General features: G+C 71.8%; 17 protein-coding genes and 1 riboswitch. Of the genes, 7 read left to right on the forward strand and 10 right to left on the reverse strand.

Translation table 11 applies throughout. The features are described from left to right. On the reverse strand, nt 1–1,596 hold a 1,596-nt coding region (locus GWK61_RS59930; RefSeq protein WP_194915407.1), incomplete at its 3' end, for a chaplin. A gap of 224 nt (nt 1,597–1,820) precedes the next feature. Here GWK61_RS59930 and GWK61_RS31915 point away from each other — a divergent pair. After that, nucleotides 1,821–2,726, forward strand: a complete 906-nt coding sequence (locus GWK61_RS31915) for an SCO6745 family protein (protein ID WP_194915408.1) — start codon at nt 1,821–1,823, stop codon at nt 2,724–2,726. A 78-nt stretch (nt 2,727–2,804) separates the two neighbouring features. Here the strand turns inward: GWK61_RS31915 and GWK61_RS31920 are convergent, their stop codons facing one another. The 3 genes from GWK61_RS31920 to GWK61_RS31930 form a co-directional block, all read right to left on the reverse strand. Then, nucleotides 2,805–3,500 (reverse strand): DUF4262 domain-containing protein, encoded by a 696-nt coding sequence (locus tag GWK61_RS31920; RefSeq protein ID WP_194915409.1) that lies wholly within the window; start codon nt 3,498–3,500, stop codon nt 2,805–2,807. 113 nt (nt 3,501–3,613) lie between these two features. Further along, complete coding sequence (locus tag GWK61_RS31925) at nt 3,614–4,516, reverse strand: ZIP family metal transporter (protein WP_194915410.1); 903 nt, start codon at nt 4,514–4,516, stop codon at nt 3,614–3,616. A gap of 128 nt (nt 4,517–4,644) precedes the next feature. Continuing rightward, the gene (locus GWK61_RS31930) at nt 4,645–5,268 is read right to left on the reverse strand and encodes a TetR/AcrR family transcriptional regulator (protein WP_194915411.1); all 624 of its coding nucleotides are present in this window, start codon (nt 5,266–5,268) and stop codon (nt 4,645–4,647) included. Between the two features lie 143 nt (nt 5,269–5,411). Between GWK61_RS31930 and GWK61_RS31935 the strand changes: the two genes are divergently transcribed. Further along, nucleotides 5,412–6,389 (forward strand): alpha/beta fold hydrolase, encoded by a 978-nt coding sequence (locus GWK61_RS31935; protein WP_194915412.1) that lies wholly within the window; start codon nt 5,412–5,414, stop codon nt 6,387–6,389. A 282-nt stretch (nt 6,390–6,671) separates the two neighbouring features. Here GWK61_RS31935 and GWK61_RS57125 read toward each other — a convergent pair whose 3' ends face one another. The 3 genes from GWK61_RS57125 to GWK61_RS31950 all read right to left on the reverse strand — a co-directional run bounded on the left by GWK61_RS57125 (nt 6,672) and on the right by GWK61_RS31950 (nt 10,796). Beyond that, nucleotides 6,672–6,911, reverse strand: a complete 240-nt coding sequence (locus GWK61_RS57125; protein WP_228563269.1) for a helix-turn-helix domain-containing protein — start codon at nt 6,909–6,911, stop codon at nt 6,672–6,674. A 373-nt stretch (nt 6,912–7,284) separates the two neighbouring features. Further along, entirely contained in the window at nt 7,285–9,831 is a 2,547-nt protein-coding gene (locus GWK61_RS31945) for a hypothetical protein (protein WP_194915414.1), read from the reverse strand. A gap of 74 nt (nt 9,832–9,905) precedes the next feature. Continuing rightward, the gene (locus GWK61_RS31950; RefSeq protein ID WP_194915415.1) at nt 9,906–10,796 is read right to left on the reverse strand and encodes a Sco1979 family transcriptional regulator; all 891 of its coding nucleotides are present in this window, start codon (nt 10,794–10,796) and stop codon (nt 9,906–9,908) included. Between the two features lie 302 nt (nt 10,797–11,098). On the opposite strand from GWK61_RS31950, the gene GWK61_RS31955 reads away from it, so the two are divergent. The 5 genes from GWK61_RS31955 (at nt 11,099) to guaA (ending at nt 15,595) form a co-directional block, all read left to right on the forward strand. After that, the gene (locus GWK61_RS31955; RefSeq protein WP_194915416.1) at nt 11,099–11,677 is read left to right on the forward strand and encodes an ATP-binding protein; all 579 of its coding nucleotides are present in this window, start codon (nt 11,099–11,101) and stop codon (nt 11,675–11,677) included. A gap of 451 nt (nt 11,678–12,128) precedes the next feature. Then, entirely contained in the window at nt 12,129–12,368 is a 240-nt protein-coding gene (locus GWK61_RS31960) for a DUF397 domain-containing protein (RefSeq protein WP_194915417.1), read from the forward strand. A gap of 96 nt (nt 12,369–12,464) precedes the next feature. Next, complete coding sequence (locus tag GWK61_RS31965; RefSeq protein ID WP_194915418.1) at nt 12,465–13,850, forward strand: amidase; 1,386 nt, start codon at nt 12,465–12,467, stop codon at nt 13,848–13,850. Between the two features lie 7 nt (nt 13,851–13,857). After that, a complete protein-coding gene (locus tag GWK61_RS58795) occupies nt 13,858–13,989 on the forward strand; it encodes a hypothetical protein (protein ID WP_267254403.1) in 132 nt (43 codons plus the stop codon). 34 nt (nt 13,990–14,023) lie between these two features. Continuing rightward, nucleotides 14,024–15,595, forward strand: coding sequence for a glutamine-hydrolyzing GMP synthase (guaA, locus tag GWK61_RS31970; RefSeq protein ID WP_194915419.1), 1,572 nt, complete (start codon nt 14,024–14,026; stop codon nt 15,593–15,595). A gap of 129 nt (nt 15,596–15,724) precedes the next feature. On the opposite strand, the gene GWK61_RS31975 is transcribed toward guaA, so the two are convergent. From GWK61_RS31975 to GWK61_RS31985, 3 genes are all read right to left on the reverse strand, one after another. Next, nucleotides 15,725–16,801 (reverse strand): hypothetical protein, encoded by a 1,077-nt coding sequence (locus GWK61_RS31975; RefSeq protein ID WP_194915420.1) that lies wholly within the window; start codon nt 16,799–16,801, stop codon nt 15,725–15,727. A gap of 71 nt (nt 16,802–16,872) precedes the next feature. Next, complete coding sequence (locus GWK61_RS31980; protein WP_323747843.1) at nt 16,873–17,901, reverse strand: C40 family peptidase; 1,029 nt, start codon at nt 17,899–17,901, stop codon at nt 16,873–16,875. 29 nt (nt 17,902–17,930) lie between these two features. Next, a riboswitch (cyclic di-AMP (ydaO/yuaA leader) is annotated at nt 17,931–18,100 on the reverse strand. Nucleotides 18,101–18,606: 506 nt separating this feature from the next. Further along, a complete protein-coding gene (locus tag GWK61_RS31985; RefSeq protein WP_323747844.1) occupies nt 18,607–19,509 on the reverse strand; it encodes an exonuclease domain-containing protein in 903 nt (300 codons plus the stop codon). Nucleotides 19,510–19,594 lie beyond the last annotated feature (85 nt).

A 19,594-nucleotide genomic window follows, 5' to 3' on the forward strand; every position in this document is an offset into this window, starting at 1 on the left:
CACGATGCCCACGCCCACGGTCGTGCCGCAGATCTCGACCGGCGCGTTCACGCTGCCCTGCGCGACGGTGCCGGTGACGATCCCGGTCTCGCCGGTGGTGCTGGCGCTCGACGTCGTCGTCGGCGCGCCGGTGTTCACGCAGCTGTTGCCCTCGGCCGTGTCGTGGTACCCGCCGACCGCGGCCACGACGCCGCAGACCTCGGTCGGGATGTCGATCGGCAGCTGCGCGACGTTGCCGGTGGCCAGGCCGTTGTTGCCGACGGCCCGGCCGTTGGCGGCCGCGCCGCCCGCGGTGTGGTTCACGCAGTGGTTGTCCAGCGCGGAGTTGAACACGCCGAGCACGTTCACCGAGTCGCCGCAGGCGTCGATCGGGGCCTCGATCGGCACCTGCACGATGTTGCCGGTGACGGCGCCGGAGGAGTTCGCGGTCACGGCGCTCGCACCGGAGCCCGCGGACTGCCGCGGCATGCCGGGCGCGTCCGCCGAGCGGGTGTGGTTCGGGCCGTAGCCGTGGTCGTGGTCACCGTGCTCGCCGCCGTTGACACAAGTGGTGCCGGCGGCGGTGTCGTAGACCGCGGCCACGTTGGCGGTGATCCCGCAGAGGTTCAGCGGCGCGTCGACCGGGACCTGGACGACGTTCCCGCTCACCAGTCCGGGCGAGGACGCGGCCACGGCCCGGGCGGTCGAGGAGGACTCGCCGCCCTTGTTGGCGCACAGGATGTCCTCAGCCGAGTCGTGCCCGCCGACCACCGTCGCGGTGTCGCCGCAGATGTTCGTCGGGAGCGTGACCGGGATCTGCACGACGTTGTCCGACAGCGCGCCCGGGTTCCCGGCCGCCACCGCGGCCGCCGAGCTGCTCGGACCGCCGGCGGCGTCCGGGCCGTTGACGCAGTGCTCGTCGGCGGCACTGTCGCCGCCGCCCAGCACGGTCGCGACCACGCCGCAGACGTTGACCGGGGCGTCGATCGGCACCTCGACGGTGTTGCCGGCCAGGAAGCCGCCGCCGCCGAGGTCGGAGGACTCCGCCTCGGCCGCCTGGGCCGCCTCAGCCGCCTCGGGGCGGTCGCCGCCGGGGTGGGCCGGCCAGTGCGCGGTGGTTCCGGCGGCCTGGGGCGCCGGAGCGCCGTGCGGGCCGGTACCGGTGTGGTGCGGGGCGCCGGTGTGGTGGGGGGCCGCGGTGTGGTGCGGTGCGGCGCTGTGGTGCGGCGCGGCCGGGTGGTTCGGTGCCGGGGCGTGGTGCGCCGGGGCGGGGTGGTGCGCGGCTGGAGCGTGGTGCGACTCCGGGCTGTGCGGCGCCGTCGGAGCGTGCGCTGTCGGAGCGTGCGCTGTCGGAGCGTGCGACGCGGCCGTGTGGTGCGGCGCGGCGGTGTGCGGCTCGGTGGCCTTGTGCCGCCCGGTGTACTGCTTGACCTTCGACGCGCTGACCGGGATGGCCGCATGGTGTGAAGAGTCGCCCGTCGACTGACTCTTCTTCCCGGCGTGCTCGGGGTTCTCGGGGTGGTTCGAAACCGCCGAGACCGCGGGCGCGGCACCAGTGATCAGCAGGCCGCCGGTCGCGACCGCTAGCGCGAGTCCGCGCTTGGTCACGTCGTGCATGCCAGTCCTCATTCTTCTCAGGGGGGTCCGGGCCGACAAAGCCCGTCACCGCGACAAACGCCCCTCGCCCCGCCGCGTCACGCCGGTGTGGTCCGTGCGGATGAATAGTCGTTCTGTGCTATCTGTCGCGGAGTTGCCGGACAACGCGCAGGTCGGAGTGGCCGTACGCGCATCTGTGCGAGGCGGTTTGTCAGCTCTGTGGCCGAGCGGGAGAATCGGGCCCCATGACGGCTGATCCGACAATCGATCCGGCACCGCTTTTTGGTCCGGTACAGATCCGCGAGCTGGCTCTGAGCACCGCGGTCGAGGCCAAAGGTGCGCTCTACACCCTCGGCGGCGACTACATGTCCTCCCAGGCGGCCCGCACCGCCTCCAAGGACCTGGGGATGAAGGGCTGGCCGTTCTACTTCGGCGGCCGCGTCGGGGTCCTCGGGCCGGTGGCCCCGGAGGTGGTGCACGCGGTCGTCGGGTTCTTCCCGGCCGAGCTGGCGGTGCAGAGCTGGGAGACGGCCCGCGACCCGAAGCAGAGCCCGCCGCTGGACCGCGTCGTGGACCGCTACCGCGACGTGCAGCGCATGTGGGCCGACGAGTTCCTGGCCGCGCTCCCGGAGGACGAGGCCCACGAGCTGGCCGACACGCTCCGCGAGATCGCGACCACCTCCGAGACCGGCCTGTCCCCGCTGGCCGCGGCCTGGGGCGCGATGCCGGAGCCGGCCTCGGCCCGGCACCGGGTGGTGCACTGGGCGATGGTGATGCGCGAGCAGCGCGGCGGGCTGCACATCGCGGCCGTGCAGATGGCCGGGCTGGACCCGCTGGAGGCGATCGTCGCCGGATCGCTCGGCGAGGCCGGGGCGAAGTTCTTCCGGTGGGAGGCGCCGTACCCCCAGCCGGACGACGCCACGCGCCTGTTCCGGGAGCAGGCCGAGGAGATCACGGACGAGCTGGCGTCCCGGGCCTACCGCGGGCTGACCCCGGAGGCGGCCGAGCGGCTGCTCGCGCTGCTGGCCCGGGCGGCGTACATGGCCAGCGGCGGCGGCGTGGCGAACGCGCTGTCCGAGCGCGAGGCGAAGGAAGCGAAGGAAGCGAAGGAAGCCAAGGAGGTTCAGGACAGCGCCGAGGCGCCGTCCTGAGCGGCTCCGAGCGGCTCTGAGCGGTCGTGATCCCGGCTCAGCACGGCGCCGAGGCGCCGTCCTGAGTCCGGCGCTGACTCAGTGCGGGTTCTGCCAGGGGCCGTCGGGGTGCAGTTCCGGCGGCAGCCACAGCTGCGGCTGCACCGTCCGGCACCGCAGGCCGCAGCCGGGCTGCCACGGGAACAGCCCGTGGCTGTCCGGCCAGACCAGCTGCACGAACGGCGGAACCGCCCCGCGGTAGAACCCGACGGCGAACCCGAACAGCGTCGGGTACCAGCCGGGGTGCACGCGCTTGGCGACCACCGGCTGCGCGTCCAGGATCCCGTCGATCTCGATGTCGAGCCCGAACGGCTTGTTGTCGCGGATCAGCCGGCCGGCCCGGTTCACGCGCTGCTGCATGTCCGGCAGCAGCAGGCCGAACAGCGACACCTCGGGGGCGCGGTAGCTGTGCCACAGCCCCACTGAGAACGCCCATCCGGGGGTGCGGGTGCCGGGCATGATGCCGATCGAGGTCCAGCCGGTGCGCCGCACGTGCGCGGCCGCCTCGCCGAACCAGCCGGGCACCAGCGCGCGGACCGCGTCCTCCTCCTCGTCGGCCAAGCCTTCGTCGTCCGCGAACGCCTCGTTCTCGGCCGCCGTGAGGGTGTGGCTGACCGCGTTCTCGCTGTCGCAGATCACGCAGTGGCACGGCGGGATGTCGGCCGTCACGCGACGCCGCTCTTCGTGTTCGCCCGTCGGTTCCGCAGGACCGCCGTGGCCAGGACTCTCCGCCATGATGTTCACGATATGCGATGAGTGCATGAGAGTACCTATCCAGGACGCCCGGAGTTCACCTTTCGGACGAAAGGCTCTCCCGCGGTGTTCGCCCCGTCACGCAGGGCGTATGCTCACGCGCCGCCCAGCGTCACGATCGCGTCGGTCAGGAACCCGGCGACCAGCCCGATCATGATCCCGTACGAGGTCAGCTCCTTCAGCCCGGTCCGCCGCGCCACCGCCAGCAGCTCGATGACCACGTACAGGATCGACCCGGCGGCCAGCGACAGGAACGCGATCGCGGTCGGCGTCGAGGTGAACTGCTCGCCGACCAGCGTCCCGGCGAAGGTCGGCCCGCCGCCGATCAGCCCGAGCAGCCCCAGATAGCGCCACGACGGCCGCTCGCCGACCGCGGCCATCGGGGCCACGATCCCGAAGCCCTCGGTGGCGTTGTGCAGCCCGAAGCCGACGATCAGCATCACGGCCAGGCTGATCTCGCCGCCGGCGGCCGAGTTCCCGATCGCCAGGCCCTCGGCGAAGTTGTGCAGCCCGATGCCGATGGCGATCAGCATCGGCAGGCTCGCCAGCCGGGAGAGCGGGGCGCGGCGGGTGCCGTGCCCGCTGCCGCTGCCACTCCCGAGCTCCGCGGCCGACGCCGCACCCGGACCCGCACCTGGACCCGTGCCCGCACCCCGACCCGCGCCCGGACCCGTGCCCGGACTGCGCGTCGCATGCTTGGCGACCCACCGGTCGAAGCGCGTCAGCCCCAGGAACGCGACCCCGATGCCGGCGGCCATCAGCAGGCCGTAGCCGACGGCGTCCCCGATCCGGTGCGGCTTGTCGCTGAGCGCGGAGTCGACCGGCGCCCAGGCGTGGCTGAGGACGTCGAACAGCAGGAACAGCAGGATCCCGATGGCGACCGCGTTCAGCAGCGCGCGCAGCCGGGGCAGCGGGGCGCGCAGCCGGCCGAGCGGCAGGCCGAGGTAGATCGTGAAGCCGGCGATCGCGCCGAGCAAGGCGATCTGGGACGAGGACATGGCAGCACCTTGATTCGTGGCCGGGGACGGTCCTGAGGGTGGGGACCGGCGTGCAGGCTAGCCTTGCCTCGTTTCGCGGGACAAGCCCGGCTGCGCTGGATGACCGTTATGCGGCTTTCATGGCCATTTCAACGCCTCGCCGCCGCCTCGACCTCGGCGAATCCCGGCCAGAACGCGTCGGCGAGCAGCACCGCCGTCTCGCGCGGCCCGATCCCCGAGCCGTCGCGCAGTCGCCACCGCGCCACGCGCTCGCTGGCGCCGACCAGGCCGTGCGCCAGGATCGAGACCCGCGCCGGGGACGCCGCGGGCAGCCAGCGCCCGATGACGTCCTCCAGGAGCTGCGTCTGCTGGCCGCGGATCGCCTCGATCGCCTCCTCTGCGGGCCCTGCGACGATCACCGACTCGTTGAGCAGCACGGCCCAGGCCCGGCCGTGGCGGTCGGCGAAGTCGAAGTACGCCTCCAGGCCCGCCTCCAGGACGGCGCGCGGCCCGTCCGGCTCGGCGGCGGAGACAGCGTCGATCGTCGCGGAGTGCAGGTCCGCGCGGATCCGGGCCACGCAGGCGAGCAGGAGTCCTTCCTTCGACGTGAAGTACTCGTACAGCATCGGCTTGGAGACCCCGACGCGCAGCGACACCTCGTCCATGGACGTGTTCTGGAACCCGCGCTCGGCGAAGACCTCCTCGGCTGCGGCCAGGATCTGCTGCTCGCGCTCGGCGCGGGGCACGCGCTTGCGGCGCGGGGCGTCGGTCATGGCAGTGGACTCTATCGACTTCCTTTCCTACTCTCAGTAGGCTACCGGCCGGTAGGTTGCCGCCGAGCAGGGGCGGAGCATGGGCAGAGCACGCGCTGAGTAGGTACCGGGCAGGACTCGAGCAGGGACAGGGGCTGGGAAGCATGGCCGATCCGCGGTTCCACACAGTCATCGCCTTCGACGGCGCCGAGCTGCACGTGGAGGAGGACGGCGCGGCCGGCGCGCCGGTCACGCTGGTGCTGGCGCACGGCTGGACGCTGTCGCTCCAGGCCTGGCGTGCCCAGGCCGCCGCGCTGGCGGAAGCCGGGGAGGTCCGGATCCTGCGGTACGACCAGCGCGGCCACGGGTCGTCGACGCCGGGCGGTGCGTGGCTGTCGGGCGTCTCCGGCGCCGGCGCCGAACGCTTCGGGCCGGGCCCGTCGGTCGACCAGCTCGGCCGGGACCTGGCCGCGGTGCTGGACCAGCTGGTGCCGACCGGCCCGATTGTGCTCGCGGGACACTCCATGGGCGGCATGACCATCATGGCGTTGGCCGATCAGCGCCCCGATCTGTTCGCCGCCGGCGGCCGGGTGGCCGGTGTGCTGCTGACGAACACCTCCAGCGGCGGGCTCGCGCGGCTCACGCTCGGATTCCCCGAGGTGGTCGCCAAGCCGGTGCGGAACTCGATCATCAGGACCCTGCGGAAGATCGCCGCCAAGCCGGGCAAGGCCGACGCGGTCCGTGCGAAGCAGTCCACCGGCTCACGGCTCGCCGTGGCACAGACGCGCTGGCTGCTGTTCGGACGCAAGGCGCCGCGTGCGGCGGTCGTGGAGTGCAACGAGATCATCAAGACGTGTCCCAGCGCGACGCTGGCCGGCTTCTTCCCGGCGTTGATGACCCACGACAAGCGGGACGCCCTGAAGAACCTCGGCGGTACCGAGGTCGAGGTCCTGGCGTCGGCACGCGACCGGCTGACACCGGTGGGGCACTCGCGCCGGATGGCCGAGGCGATCCCCGGCGCGCGGCTGACGGTGGTCCCGGGGACCGGGCACATGCTGCCGATGGAGCGGCCGCAGGTCGCCACCGCGCTGCTGACGAAGCTGGTCGCTGCTGCTCGGGCCCGGGAGGAAAGCGCCGCGTGACGCGGATCGCTGTGGACTCGGACCCGGACCCGGGGACGGAAAGCGGGGGCTTGACAGAGTTCGGACGGTGATCGACGGCTCGGCCGTGTCGGACCGAACCCGTCGATTCCTTGTGATGCCTGGTGATGCTCCCGAACGATCGCTGTCAGCCCCCTGAAGCGCGTCCCCCAGCCCGGTGCGCGAACCGTACCTCCGCGCACCGCGCCAGAAGGCGTCTCCGCCTCATCTCATCGACCGCGCGAGCCGCCGGAGCGGCTCGGCGCGGTCAGCGCGTCGGGCCGGTCAGGCCGCCGCGCGCTCGCCGGTCGTCACCAGCACCGCGAGGACCGTCCGGGACGGGATCGACAGCTTGGCGAAGATGCGCGACAGGTGCGCCTCGACCGTCTTGGTGGACAGGCCGAGGGCGCGGGCGATCTGGCGGTTGGTGCGTCCGTCCCGGACGAGCCGGGCGATCTCCATCTCGCGCGCCGTGAGGCGGTCGAGCGAGGCGGGCCGCTGGGTGTTGACGGTTGTAGTGCTCATTGGTGTTTCCCCCCTGTTGCGATGGTTGTTGCTGACGCCCCGTACGTACGGCCTGCCGGTTCGGCGCCAGCCGTGGCGCAGGGGACGTCGGTGTTCACCGTCCGCGTGGAGCGTGCGGGCGGCGTGGGGCGTGGTCCAAAGGGAGATTGTGGTGTCGGCGATCTTCGGGCGGGCCGCCTCGGCGACTCCGTCCGACCCCGTGCGCGCAGAAGGCTTCGGCGCGCACGGTTGAACCCACACGCCGGCCCCGGCATTTCGATCGGCCAACTCCGACACAAAGGTCGGCAGGCCAATCCCCCCATCCTGGCCCATGCACTGAACTATAGGGTGGCGCTTGCAGGCGCGGTAGGGGTTCTCCCATAACAGCCCGATTTCAGCAAGGCGAACTGGCGTAGGCCGCTGAGGAGCCTGCTCCCGACGCGCTGGCGACCGCGTCGATATACGGGGACGACGGACACATGCCGTGAACGTCCAGCTGCGGAGCGATGTCGTAGGACGTCTTGCCGGACAGCGTGAACGACTGGCTCTGCGCCCCGATCGACCCCGGCGAGCCCTGCGTCGCGGTCCCGGCGAACGTCACCGTGACGGTCACTGATCCGGTTCCGTTCGTGGTCACGTGCACATGCGCGGTGTAGTTGTAGCTGCCGGTCTGGTCCGGGGTCAGCGACGAGACGCTCAGCGCGCTGACACCGCCCTCGACCGGCGGCGGCGCCTGGTGCGTCGTGGTCTGCGGCGGCGGAGGCGCGGCCGAGCTGTGCGAGGCGGGCGCGCTGGGCGCGGTGGTCTTCGGCGCGGTGCTCGGCGGCGGGCTCGACTTCGGCGGCGCCGGCTTGGAGGCGGTCGAGGACGGCGCGGCGGTCCCGGTCGCGGTCGGCGCCGTCACCGCGCCGGGGGCGGCGGAACCCGACGAGTCGCCGCTGCCGGCCGCGGTGGAGCTGCTGGAGCTCGTCAAGGGCGGCGTCGCCGCGGTCTTGTTGGTGGAGCTCTTTTGGGCCGCCACGAAAATCACCACGCAGGCCGCCGCGAGGACCACGGCCGCCAGCGCGTACCGCACGATGCGGCCGCGATCGACCGGCTCGACCGGCTCCGTCATCGGGAACACCGGCGGGGGCAGATCGCTGCCGGGCTGGAAGTTCTCGAACTCGTCGCGGCCGGTGTCGCCGAACGCGCCGGAGTCACCGGAACGGCCGGAGCCTACGGGTCCGCCGGGTCCGCTGGGTCCTCCAGGCCCGCCGGAGCGGCTGGAACCGATTGCGGCGGCTCCCATGGCGGCGCCGGCCAGAGCGGCCGCGGCGGGGACAGCGGTGCCCGAACCCCGGCCCGATTCCGATCCCGATGCCCGGCCCGGCGACGGGCTCGATCCGGGTCCCGATCCCGAGCCCGGTCTCGGAGCAATTCTCGGGGCCGCTTTCGGCGCCGGCGGATCGGGGCGGAACAGAGGCCGCGTCAGCTCCTCAGCGCCTGTCCCGAGCGCCGCCGGACCGACCGGAGCCAGCGAGACGTGCGTCGAGTCGGCGTCGCTCTCGGCGGCGCGGCCCGCGCCTGTCGGCCCGGGGTTCGGCGGCGTGCGGGGCACGCGAGGCGGCTCCGCGTCGCCGACGAGGCTGACGACCGGGGCCCGCGTGCCGCGCGGACGGTCGGCCTCCGCCGGACCGCTGTTCGGCGGCGTGCGGGGTATCTGCAGAATGTCCGCGCCGACGCCGGTGTCGGCTGCGGCGTTGGCTTTGGCGTCGGCCTTGGCGTTAGCGCCGGCCTTGGCGTCGGTGTCGACCGGGCCCTGGTTCGGCGGTGTCCGGGGGACGCGCGGCAGGGCCGCTTCGGAGGCTTCCGCGGCGATGGCGTCGAAGCCGAGCGGCGGGCTGTCTACCGGCGGCCGCTGGATGCGCGTGGTGTCGGGGTCGTCCGACACGGTGACCTTGATCGCACCCGTACCGGGCCCCTGATTCGGCGGGGTCCTGGGCACCGGCGGCAACTCGTCGCGCACGCCGGCAACCGGCACGTCCGCGACCGGGGCGACTGGGGCGACGGGGCTGACCGGAGCGACTGGGCTGACCGAGGCGACCGAGGCGACCGGGCTGACCGGGGCGACCGGCTCTGGCGTCGTCGGAGCTGTCGACTCCGCGAGGCCCTCGGCACTGGCGGCATCGGTGGCGGCATCGGTGCCGGCCTCGGCGGGGGTACCGCCGCCGGCGGGAATCGGCGTCGCCTTCGCTATGTGCGTCTCGTCAGCCGACAGGCTCGGTTCGGGCTCCTCGACGCGCATGCCGGGAGCGCCGGCCAGGTCCATCAGCGCCGCGTCCATCAAGGCCGCGCCGGGGCCGCGCAGCGGCGTGATGCGGGCCGTGTGCTCCTCGTCGAGGCGTTCGGGCTGCTGGGAGTCGTCCCGGGCGTGACGCGCGGGGGAGTGGGTCTCTACGGGCTCTTCGACACTCGGCGCCGGGGTCGGCGACTGCGTCTCCTCGGCCTCCGCGTCGGGCGCCGCGCCCTTGCCGCGCCGCAGCTGCGTCACCGACGCGATCCGCGTCACCGGGGCCGTGCCCTCGACCATCTCCAGGGTGCGCAGGCGCTGCGCGTCCAGCCGCTTCACCCAGTCCGCGTAGCCGTCGGCGGACCAGGACGGCCAGGACTGAGCAGACTTGCCCTCCAGCCTCGGCAGCCACCACGAGGCGAAGTACTGCGCGTCCACCGCCAGCTGCTCGACCGCCGGCAGCCACTCCAGATCGCGGCGGCGTCCGCCGCGCGGGGCCTGCGCCAGCTTGGACAGCACAGGTCGCAGTCGGACGGCCAGATCCCGGGCCTCACGCGCGGTCTGAGTCGCCTCCTGCGGGTTGGTGGCGGGGTGCCATTCGGTGCCGGCCAGAATGCCCGTCACCAGCGTCCGTGTGCCGCCACGCCCCCGTTCGTCTCCCCTGTCAGGCATGGCTACGAACGTATCCGTTTTGGATGTTCGAGTACAGATACCAGATTAAGAACCTTAAGAAGCCTTGCGGCCTTCTAGAAGTCCTTGATCAGCTTGGCCAGGGCCTCGGCGGTGAGGGCGGGGGTCAGCGCGGTGACGCTGATGCGCTCGATGACCTGCAGATACACGTCGACGTCATCGCGTTTGTCCAGGTAGAGGGCGCCGGCCAGGTGCTCCAGGTAGACCACGTCCGGCAGGTCCGGCTCGGCGAAGCGCAGGATCGTGAACGCTCCGGCCTCGGCGGCGTGCGCGCCGGACTGGAAGGGCAGGACCTGCACCGTGATGTTCGGCCGCTCCATCATCTCCAGCAGGTGGGACAGCTGCTGGCGCATGATCTCCGGGCTGCCGACCGGGCGGCGCAGCGCGGCCTCGTCGACCACGGCCCACAGCCGCGGTGCCTCCTGCTCGCGCAGCAGCACGGTCTGGCGCTCCGACCGGACCTGGACGCGGCGCTCGGAGTCGCTGTCGTAGACGCCGCGGCCGGCCATCACGGCGCGCATGTAGTCGGCGGTCTGCAGCAGGCCCGGTATGTACTGCACCTCGTAGGTACGGATCAGCGAGGCCGACTCCTCCAGGCCGATGTAGCCGGCGAACCAGCTCGGCAGGACGTCGTGGTAGCCGTGCCACCAGGTGGTCGCGTTCGCGGCCTTGGCCATCGACAGGAACGGTTCGCGGGCGCCGGGGTCGGTGACGCCGTAGAGCGTCAGCAGATCCTCCACATCGCGCATCTTGAAGCCCACGCGGCCCAGTTCCAGGCGGCTGATCTTGGACTCGGACGAGCGGATCTCCCAGCCCGCGGTCTCCCGGGTGATCGCCGCGGCCTCGCGCAGCCGCCGCAGTTGCGAGCCGAGCATGATCCGGCGCACCGTCGCGCCGCCCGAGCGCGGCGGCTCGGACTCGGGATCAGCGGTGTGGGGCCCACTCATTGCTTCCTCGCTCCATCTGAGGCCCGACCCCGTAAATCGCAGGTGCCGGGCGGTGGATCAGCTGCCGATTGTGCCACTCGGGCGTCCGCTTGTGAACACTGCAAGCCTAGGCTGTCCCGACGCCTTCGACTCCCGGCAGCGTGCTACAGGACCCTGAATCAATTCGGCAAAGTCTTTGCCCATCCGAGACCCTGCGCGCGCCGTCTACGCTGTAGCATGCACGTGCATCCGCCTTATGCATAGGAAAACTCTGCGATTGCATGTGCCGCCGCCACAGCGGCCGGCACCCGACGGGAGACCCGATGGTCGCGTCTGGTTACGCCTACTCCCTGCTCCATGCCGACCTGCCGGTCTGCATCGGGTACCAGGCCGTGGGGCGCAGCGTGTCGACGCGGCATTGCGTGCTCCCGGCCCGCGCCGAATCGGTCTCGGCGGCCCGGCGGTTCGTCCGGGACGTCGCTGAGGACTGGCGCGGACAACCTGAGAGATTTGCCACGCTGCTGGAGAATCTGGGCATCGTCGTCTCCGAACTCGTGACCAACGCGCTCCTGCACGCCTATGAAGCGGTGCTGCCGGACCGGGTGCGGGACGAGTCCGACCTGATATCGCTGTGCCTGGTCCACGAACCCTGTGACACCGGGGCGGGCGAAGCCGGTGTGGAGCGCGTGCTCTTCGCCGTCGCCGACCCCTCGGCCGCCTCGCCGGTGGCCCCGACGCCGGCCCGGGCGGCCGACGGGTTATGGGGTCTGGACGAGTCGGGGCGGGGGATGTATCTCGTGGAGGCGCTGGCCGACGACTGGGGCTGGCGCCGTTTTCGCGCGCCGGGGGCGGCCGAGCCGTCCGGCAAGGTCGTCTGGGCCTTGTTCGAACTCGCCTGCTGACGGCGAACCCGGCGTTTCCGCCCGGTTCCGTCCAGGGGTTCACACGGGGCTTCATCCACTGTTTCAGTCAAGGATTCCCATCGGCTTGACGGCCTCGTCGCTGACGGTCGCCGACCGATGACGGGAGCTGTGACGCAGTAACCGCTTTCCGTGTTCGCCCTAACGAACGGTTCGCGCCCGGTCACGGGCGGCACACGGCCGATTTGGTTGGCGATCACAGGGCTCGAATGTATATCGATCTGGTATCGAAGCCGCGGCGAACGCATGCCTTGAACCTGCGGGGAGAACCTTTACCCGCTCTTTGAACGTTTCACACTCGAAACCTCTGCGCGTGCGACAGCAAGACCGCTAGCATCCGTTTACTGCCATGCATCGGCGAATGCTGATTCCCGCGCGAATGCACGTGCAGTGGATCAACCCTTCCCACCGTACATGTAAGGGGAAAACGACAATGAGCGAGTTCGAGGCCTACAACGGCATGCCGGCCACCAAGGTCGCCGCCGCGTGGCGCAAGAGCAGCTACTCCAACTCGCAGGGCAACTGCGTGGAGTTCGCAGGCATGGGGGACGGTTCTGTCGCGGTGCGCAACTCGCGCGACCCGCACGGCCCGGCTCTGCTGTACACCCGGGCCGAGATCGAGGCCATGATCAACGGGATCAAGGACGGCGAGTTCGACGACCTGCTCGGCTGAGGCCGGCGGGAGCTGCGCGATACATAGTGGTATCCGCTTCCGGACTCCGACGCCCGCCCTCTTGGCCTCGCACCTTGTCGGCGCGATGATGCAGGGATGGCTGGCTGGACCGGAAGCGGCGTGGAGCCGCGGACGGCCGCCGAGATAGCGGCGGCCGTCCGTCAAGGCAAGAGCAGTGTGCGCGGCGCCGTCCAGGAGGCCCTGGACCGCATAGCCGCCGCGGACCCCCGGATCGGGGCGTTCCGCAAAGTCCGGCAGGACGCGGCGTTGGCCGAGGCCGACGAGCTGGCCGGCCGGCCCGATCTGGCGGACCTGCCGCTGGCCGGGGTGCCGGTCGCGGTGAAGGACAACGTGCCGGTCGCCGACGAGCAGTGCCGGAACGGCACCGCGGCGACCGCGGACCGGCCGCCGCAGCCCGAGGACCACCCGGTGGTGGCGCGGCTGCGGGCCGCCGGCGCGATCGTGGTCGGCCTTACCCATACTCCGGAACTGTCGTTGGTCGCGATGACCGACAGCGCGCTGGGTATGGCGCGCAATCCCTGGGACTTGACGCGGACGCCGGGCGGCTCGTCCGGCGGCGCGGCCGCGGCGGTGGCCGCCGGGCTGGTGCCGATCGCGCACGGGAACGACGGGCTGGGCTCGATCCGCGGCCCGGCGGCGTGCTGCGGGTTGTTCGGCCTCAAGCCCGGATATGGGACGGTGCCCTCGGAGCTCGGGCGGAACTCGTGGTGGGGCCTGTCCGAGAACGGTCCGCTGGCCACGACGGTCGAGGACGCGGCGCTGATGCTGTCGGTGATGGCCGACGCTCCCGAGCTTGTCGATGCGGTGAATTCGCGGCCGTCCGATTTGAGGATCGCGGTCTCCACGGCGCCGCCCTCGGTCGGCTACCGCGTCGACCGGGAGCACAAGGACGCCGTCGAAGGTGTGGCCGGGCTGCTCGAATCAGCCGGGCACACGATCGTCCGGGCGCCGCGCTATCCCGCCTACCTCGGGCCCGGTGCGGTGCTGACCTGGTACGCGGCCGCCGCGTTGGACGCCGAGGAGTACGACCGGCGGGCCCTGGAGCGCCGCACGCGGCGCATGGCGTCGGCCGGCCGGACGCTGGCGAAGGCCGGCCTGACCGGGGCCCGGACCCGGCGGCGCTGGCGGGACACCGGAGCCGAGCGCTTCCTGGGCGACGCCGACGTCGTGCTCACGCCGACGCTGCTCAGGCCGCCGCCGGCGGCGCTGCGGTGGGGACGGCGCGGGCTGCTGGCCAACGCGGTCGCCAACACCTCTTACGCGGGGCTGTGCCCGCCGTGGAACCTGGCCGGCTGGCCGGCGATGAACGTCCCGGCCGGGACGCACAGCTGCGGGACGCCGATCGGCGTGCAGTTCGTCGCGCGACCCGGTCGGGAGGCGCTGCTGCTGGGGCTCGCGGCGTACATCGAGGCGGTGCGGCCGTGGCCGCGGACGGCGCCGATGGGGGTGGTGGGCGGCTGATGCTGCGTTGACCTTGGGGCTGGTCTCAGGGCTGGTCTCGGGGTCGGTCGCGCAGCTGATCGCTGGGCTGGTCCCGGAGCGGTTCCTGTGGCTGACCGCGGGGCGGCGCCGGATTTCCGTGATCACCGTCGTGACCTGAGCAGTCACGCGCTCCCGATAGACTTGACCGCATCATGGAGCAGCCTGCCGACACCGTCCTTGTCATCGACTTCGGCGCCCAGTACGCGCAGCTCATCGCGCGCCGGGTCCGCGAAGCCCACGTCTACAGCGAGATCGTGCCGCACACCGCGACGGTGGCCGAGATCCTCGCCAAGAAGCCCAAGGCGGTGATCCTGTCCGGCGGGCCGTCCTCGGTCTACGCCGACGGCGCGCCGAACGTCGGCGCGGAGCTGTTCCGCGCCGGGGTGCCGACCCTCGGCATCTGCTACGGCTTCCAGGCGATGGCCCGGGCCCTGGGCGGCGTGGTCGAGCAGACCGGCGGCCGGGAGTACGGCCGCACCTCGCTGGAGGTCACCGACACCAACTCCACGCTCTTCAGCGGCTCGCAGGCCGAGCAGCCGGTGTGGATGTCGCACGGCGACGCGGTCACGGCCGCCCCCGAGGGCTTCCGGGTGACCGGCACCACGGCCAAGACCCCGGTCGCGGCGTTCGAGGACGACGAGCAGCGGCTGTACGGCGTCCAGCACCACCCTGAGGTGCTGCACTCGCAGTTCGGGCAGCTGCTGCTGGAGAACTTCCTCTACAAGGGCGCCGGCATCGAGCCGGACTGGACCACCGGCAACATCGTCGAGGAGCAGGTCGCGGCGATCCGCGAGCAGGTCGGCGGCAAGCGCGCGATCTGCGGCCTGTCCGGCGGCGTGGACTCCGCGGTGGCCGCCGCGATCGTGCAGAAGGCCGTCGGCGAGCAGCTCACCTGCGTGTTCGTCGACCACGGCCTGCTGCGCAAGGGCGAGGCCGAGCAGGTCGAGAAGGACTTCGTCGCGGCCACCGGCGTGCAGCTCAAGGTCGTCGACGCCGAGGAACGCTTCCTGTCGGCGCTGGCCGGGGTGTCCGACCCGGAGGAGAAGCGCAAGATCATCGGCCGCGAGTTCATCCGGGTCTTCGAACAGGCCGAGCGCGAGATCGTCGAGCAGTCGGCGGACGCCGGCGAGCCGGTGAAGTTCCTGGTGCAGGGCACGCTCTACCCGGACGTCGTGGAGTCCGGCGGCGGCAGCGGCACCGCGAACATCAAGAGCCACCACAACGTCGGCGGCCTGCCGGAGGACCTGCAGTTCGAGCTGATCGAGCCGCTCCGCAAGCTGTTCAAGGACGAGGTCCGCCAGGTCGGCCGCGAACTCGGGCTGCCCGAGGCGATCGTCGGCCGCCAGCCCTTCCCGGGCCCGGGCCTGGGCATCCGCATCGTCGGCGAGGTCACCAAGCCGCGCCTGGACCTGCTCCGCGAGGCCGACGCCATCGCCCGCGAGGAGCTGACCGCGGCCGGCCTGGACACCGAGATCTGGCAGTGCCCGGTGGTGCTGCTGGCCGACGTGCGCTCGGTCGGCGTCCAGGGCGACGGCCGCACCTACGGCCACCCGATCGTCCTGCGCCCCGTCTCCAGCGAGGACGCGATGACCGCCGACTGGTCGCGCCTGCCCTACGAGGTACTGGCCCGGATCTCCACGCGGATCACGAACGAGGTCGCCGACGTCAACCGGGTGGTGCTGGACGTGACCAGCAAGCCGCCGGGGACGATCGAGTGGGAGTAGGCGCTGCGGCGGTTGCTGCGGTGCTCGAGAGCCGGGTCTTCGGACCCGGCTTTTTCGCGCGCTGAGTGGTTCGCAGGCGCTTGAGCTGTCGCGTGTTGAGCCGAGCGTTGAGCCTTGTCTGAGCGCGGTCTAAGCCTTCTCGTCGTACTCCAGCGCCTCGCGCAGCTTCCGGTTCACATGCCGCAGCCGCTCGATGGTCCGCTGCGCCTCCCGAAGCTCGTAGCGCAGCCGGATGATCTCCTCGATCGCGGCGAGGTCGGCCAGATCGCTCAGGTCCGCCAGGTCCGCCGAAGCCAGCGCCGGCTCGACCTCCTCGGCGTACTCCGGCTCCGGCGGCGACGGGATCGCCAGCTCGGCCGGCTGCGTGAGCGCGGCCTGCACCTCGGCGGCCCACTGCAGGGCGTCCGGCTCGGGGGAGCGGCGCACGAACTCGTGGATCACGGCGCCGACCGACTCCGCCTCAGCGGGCTGACTCGCGGGGTTCGGCGCCGGCTCGGCCGCCGGCGTCTCGTGCTCGAAGCCGAAGTCCTCAGCCTCCTCGGCAGCCTCGGCCATCGCAGCCTCGGCCACCGCAGCCTCCGCGGCCGCCGCGACCGCGTCCGGCCGCGTCACCAACTCGCTCGGCTCCTCGACCGTCACTTCCTCTTCCGACTCGCGCATCATCGCGGCGGTCCACCCCGCCGCCTCGCACGCGGCGTCCCGGAACTCCCGCAGCTGCCGCAGCATCCCCTCGCTCGACGGGAACAGCTGCCGGGCCTGCGCCACGTTCTTCACGGCCAGCGGCGCGGCCTGCACGGTGTCGCCGAGCTCCGAATACGCCTGCGCCAGCTTGATCCGCGCCATCAGCGCGTCGCGCGGCCCCGAGCCGATGCCCTGCTCGGCGCGCTCGACCTTGGCGATCAGGCTGCTGATCCACTCCTGCGGGTCGGCGTAGGGGTCGGCGTAGTCCTCGACCGCGTCCTCCACCGGTTCCTCGATCGGATCGAGCACCGGATCGAGCACGGCGTCGATCGCCGGGTCGAGCACCGGGTCAACGATCGGGTCAACGATCGGGTCGATGACCGGATCGCCGACCGGCTCCAGCACCGGTTCCGCGGCCGCCACGGCCGCCGCGGCCTCGCCCCGCTCGAACCACGGCTCACCGCCGCCGGTCGCCACCGGCTCCTCGCCCGCGTCGGTCTCCCGACCGAGTCCGTACTCTGACATTCCGTCCCCCTGGACAACGTCGAAGGGCGCCGACGTGTCAGTCGGCGCCCCGGGGCGAAGCTCGGTCCGGTCTACGGCCGGACGATCATCGCGACAGGCATCGAGTTCGCAGGAGCATACTGCACCGTGGTACCCGGGTAGGGAGCGTGGACGACCTCGCCGTGGCCCACGTATATCCCGACATGGTGCAGGCTGCCGTAGTAGATGAACAGGTCGCCGGGCTGCGCGTTCGACTCCGAGACCTGCGGGAACTCGTACGCCTGCGACGAGGAGGAGTGCGCCATCGACACACCGGCGGCGGCCCACGCGGCCATCGTCAGGCCGGAGCAGTCGAAGCTCCGGGGGCCTGCGGCGCCGTAGACGTACGGCTTGCCGACCTGAGCCTCCGCGAACGCCACCGCTATCGCCGCGCGGGCGTTCGGCGCCGTGGGCAGACCGGTCGGCGGCGTCTGCGCCTTCTGGTTCTGCTGCGACTGCTGCTGCACGTACTGGGTGCGCTGGGTCGGCGTCAGCGAGTCCAGCAGGGCCTGCGCCTGCTTCTCCTTCGCGTCGATCGCCGCCTTGTTCGCCGCCATCTGGTCGCGCGTCTTCTGCAGCTGCTGCAGGTCCGAGGAGGCCTCGGCCTTGTCCTGGTCCAGCTGGCGCTTGATCTCCTGCGCGGTCTTCATCGAGTCCGCGGAGTGGCTGGACACCTCGGTCATCGCGGTGGCCTGCTGCAGGAACGAGTCCGGGGACGCCGAAAGCATCAGCTCCAGGGAGCTGTCCACACCGCCTGCGCGGTATGACGCGGCGGCCAGGCTGCCCAGCGAGGACTGCGCGGTGGTCAGCTGGGTCTGCTCGGCCGTGATGCGGGCCTGGATCTGGTCGACCTTGTGCTGCAGGGAGGCCAGGTTCGTGGCCGCCTGGTCGTACGCCTCGGAGGCCTGCTCGGCCTGCTGGTGGAGGCTGTTGACCTGGTTCTTGACGTCGTTGAGGTTCGCGGTCGGGTCGGCGTGGGCCAGACCCGGGACCAGGGCGATGGAACCGACCGTGGCGGTCGCCAGCGTCACCGCGGTGCGAGGCGCGGTGATCGTCTTCTTGGACGCGCGGTGAGTTGTCACGGTTTTATGGGACGCCACGAGGGCGACTCTCCTTCTCTCCCTGCCGCCTACCGGGTTAGCTGACGGGTTCGGGCTGAGAAGCGTGCCCTACAGGCCGCCGCGCGGGGGTTCGCAGCGGACCGATTCACCCCTTGGCCCCAGTACTTGCGGGCCGGTGGGACTTGGTGGGTCCCCGGTTCCGGATCGGCGCTCCGCCCCCGGACCGTGTGGGAGTCCGTGGAAACTGCGGGCCGCGCTTTGCCGGATTCGGCGTGAACTCCCGCCACCGTCCAGGGCGGGCGGCGTGGTTACGGGTGTCCGGCCGTAACCCTAGCGAGACCCCGAACGACAAAACGGACCGGCCCAGGACGCTATACCAGGATTTTACTTTGCGGGGCGTTTAGAGATCCTGATTCACTCCGTCCTGTCCGAGTTTGGGCAGGGTCGATCGCGTGGTTCTTGCCGACGTGTCGTCGGCATGATGCGTCGAGTGCGGGGGCGGTAGACGTGAAACTACTGCAAGAGTGCCAGCTAGTCCGGCATTTCGCGGGCCTCGGCGGCGTCGCCCGGTCCAGCCCCGCGGCCGTCGTGCGGGAGATGTCAGTGGCCTGTTTAAACGCCGACGGCGGGCGACCCGTGTTCCGGGTCTCCCGCCGCTCGTCGGTGGATCGCGTCGATGTCTATGGGTCGATATCGCTGTTGGTGTCTACGACGCTGTGGTCCGCGTCACGCCGAGGTGGCCAGCGGCCGCGTCGGCCACTCCGGCTCGGCGTATGACTTCTCCCCGCGCCGCTCGCGGTACGCGGCCCGGTCGGCCTCCTGCTCGGCCTTCCAGCGCGCCTGGGCCTCGTGCAGCCGGACCGCGTCCAGCGTGCCCACCGCGGTGTAGCTGGCGCCGATCACCTGCGCCAGGTTCATCGCGGCCAGGGCGTCGGCCGCGGCGTCGTGCGCGTGCGTGATAGTCACGCCGTAGAACTGGCACTGCGCCTCCAGCGTGCGCGCGCCCCTGCGGAACTTGTCCATCTGCCGGTCGATGACCAGCGGGTCGATCACCGGGGCCACCGGGGCGCGGGAGGCCAGCGGGGTCAGGCCGTTGCGGGCCAGCTCGGCTTCCAGCAGCGTCAGGTCGTACGGGGCGTTGAACACCACCAGCGGCGTGCCGGCGCGCAGCTCGACGGCCAGCGCGTCGGCGATCTCGTCCAGCGTCCGGCGCGGCGGCGTGCCGTGCTCGCGGGCGTACTCGGTGGTGATGCCGTGGATCGCGGTGGCCTCGGCGGGGATCTCCATGCCGGGGTCGATGAGGAAGGTCTTCTCGGCGCCGTCGGAGGTGACGAGGGCCGCCGAGACGATGCGCACGGTCTTGGGGTCGCGGCCCGTGGTCTCGGTGTCGAAGCCGGCCAGCCGGCGGCGGTGCCAGCCGTCGTGCGAGCCCCGCTGCGGCGGGACGGCCGCCTGCGGGGCGCCCTCGGGCGCCTGACCCAGGACCCGCGGCTGAGGCTCCCAGGCCGGGGCGCACTCATGGTGATAGGTCAGCCACGCACCGTCCACGTTGGCGCGCTCACCGGCCTCGGCTTCCACCCGACCCTTGCACGCGGCGCACGTTCCCGCGTACTTGTTGACCAGAGTCACTGTGTTGTTCTCCCTCACCTCGTGTTGTAACCATGGTGGCGCACCGTTCTGACAAACCCCGTCAGACTCGGGTCCGGCGACGTCA

Source organism: Catenulispora rubra (assembly GCF_015356825.1).
In the GTDB taxonomy this organism is placed as follows: domain Bacteria; phylum Actinomycetota; class Actinomycetes; order Streptomycetales; family Catenulisporaceae; genus Catenulispora; species Catenulispora rubra.

Excerpts from the sequence above, each read along its gene's own strand:
- GWK61_RS31945 (WP_194915414.1), bottom strand. The coding sequence starts at position 9,831 with ATGCCTGACAGGGGAGACGAACGGGGGCGTGGCGGCACACGGACGCTG.
- GWK61_RS31955 (WP_194915416.1), top strand. The coding sequence starts at position 11,099 with ATGGTCGCGTCTGGTTACGCCTACTCCCTGCTCCATGCCGACCTGCCG.
- GWK61_RS31965 (WP_194915418.1), top strand. The coding sequence starts at position 12,465 with ATGGCTGGCTGGACCGGAAGCGGCGTGGAGCCGCGGACGGCCGCCGAG.
- GWK61_RS31975 (WP_194915420.1), bottom strand. The coding sequence starts at position 16,801 with ATGTCAGAGTACGGACTCGGTCGGGAGACCGACGCGGGCGAGGAGCCG.
- GWK61_RS57125 (WP_228563269.1), bottom strand. The coding sequence starts at position 6,911 with ATGAGCACTACAACCGTCAACACCCAGCGGCCCGCCTCGCTCGACCGC.
- guaA (WP_194915419.1), top strand. The coding sequence starts at position 14,024 with ATGGAGCAGCCTGCCGACACCGTCCTTGTCATCGACTTCGGCGCCCAG.
- GWK61_RS31960 (WP_194915417.1), top strand. The coding sequence starts at position 12,129 with ATGAGCGAGTTCGAGGCCTACAACGGCATGCCGGCCACCAAGGTCGCC.
- GWK61_RS31915 (WP_194915408.1), top strand. The coding sequence starts at position 1,821 with ATGACGGCTGATCCGACAATCGATCCGGCACCGCTTTTTGGTCCGGTA.
- GWK61_RS31920 (WP_194915409.1), bottom strand. The coding sequence starts at position 3,500 with ATGGCGGAGAGTCCTGGCCACGGCGGTCCTGCGGAACCGACGGGCGAA.
- GWK61_RS31925 (WP_194915410.1), bottom strand. The coding sequence starts at position 4,516 with ATGTCCTCGTCCCAGATCGCCTTGCTCGGCGCGATCGCCGGCTTCACG.
- GWK61_RS31950 (WP_194915415.1), bottom strand. The coding sequence starts at position 10,796 with ATGAGTGGGCCCCACACCGCTGATCCCGAGTCCGAGCCGCCGCGCTCG.
- GWK61_RS31935 (WP_194915412.1), top strand. The coding sequence starts at position 5,412 with ATGGCCGATCCGCGGTTCCACACAGTCATCGCCTTCGACGGCGCCGAG.
- GWK61_RS31930 (WP_194915411.1), bottom strand. The coding sequence starts at position 5,268 with ATGACCGACGCCCCGCGCCGCAAGCGCGTGCCCCGCGCCGAGCGCGAG.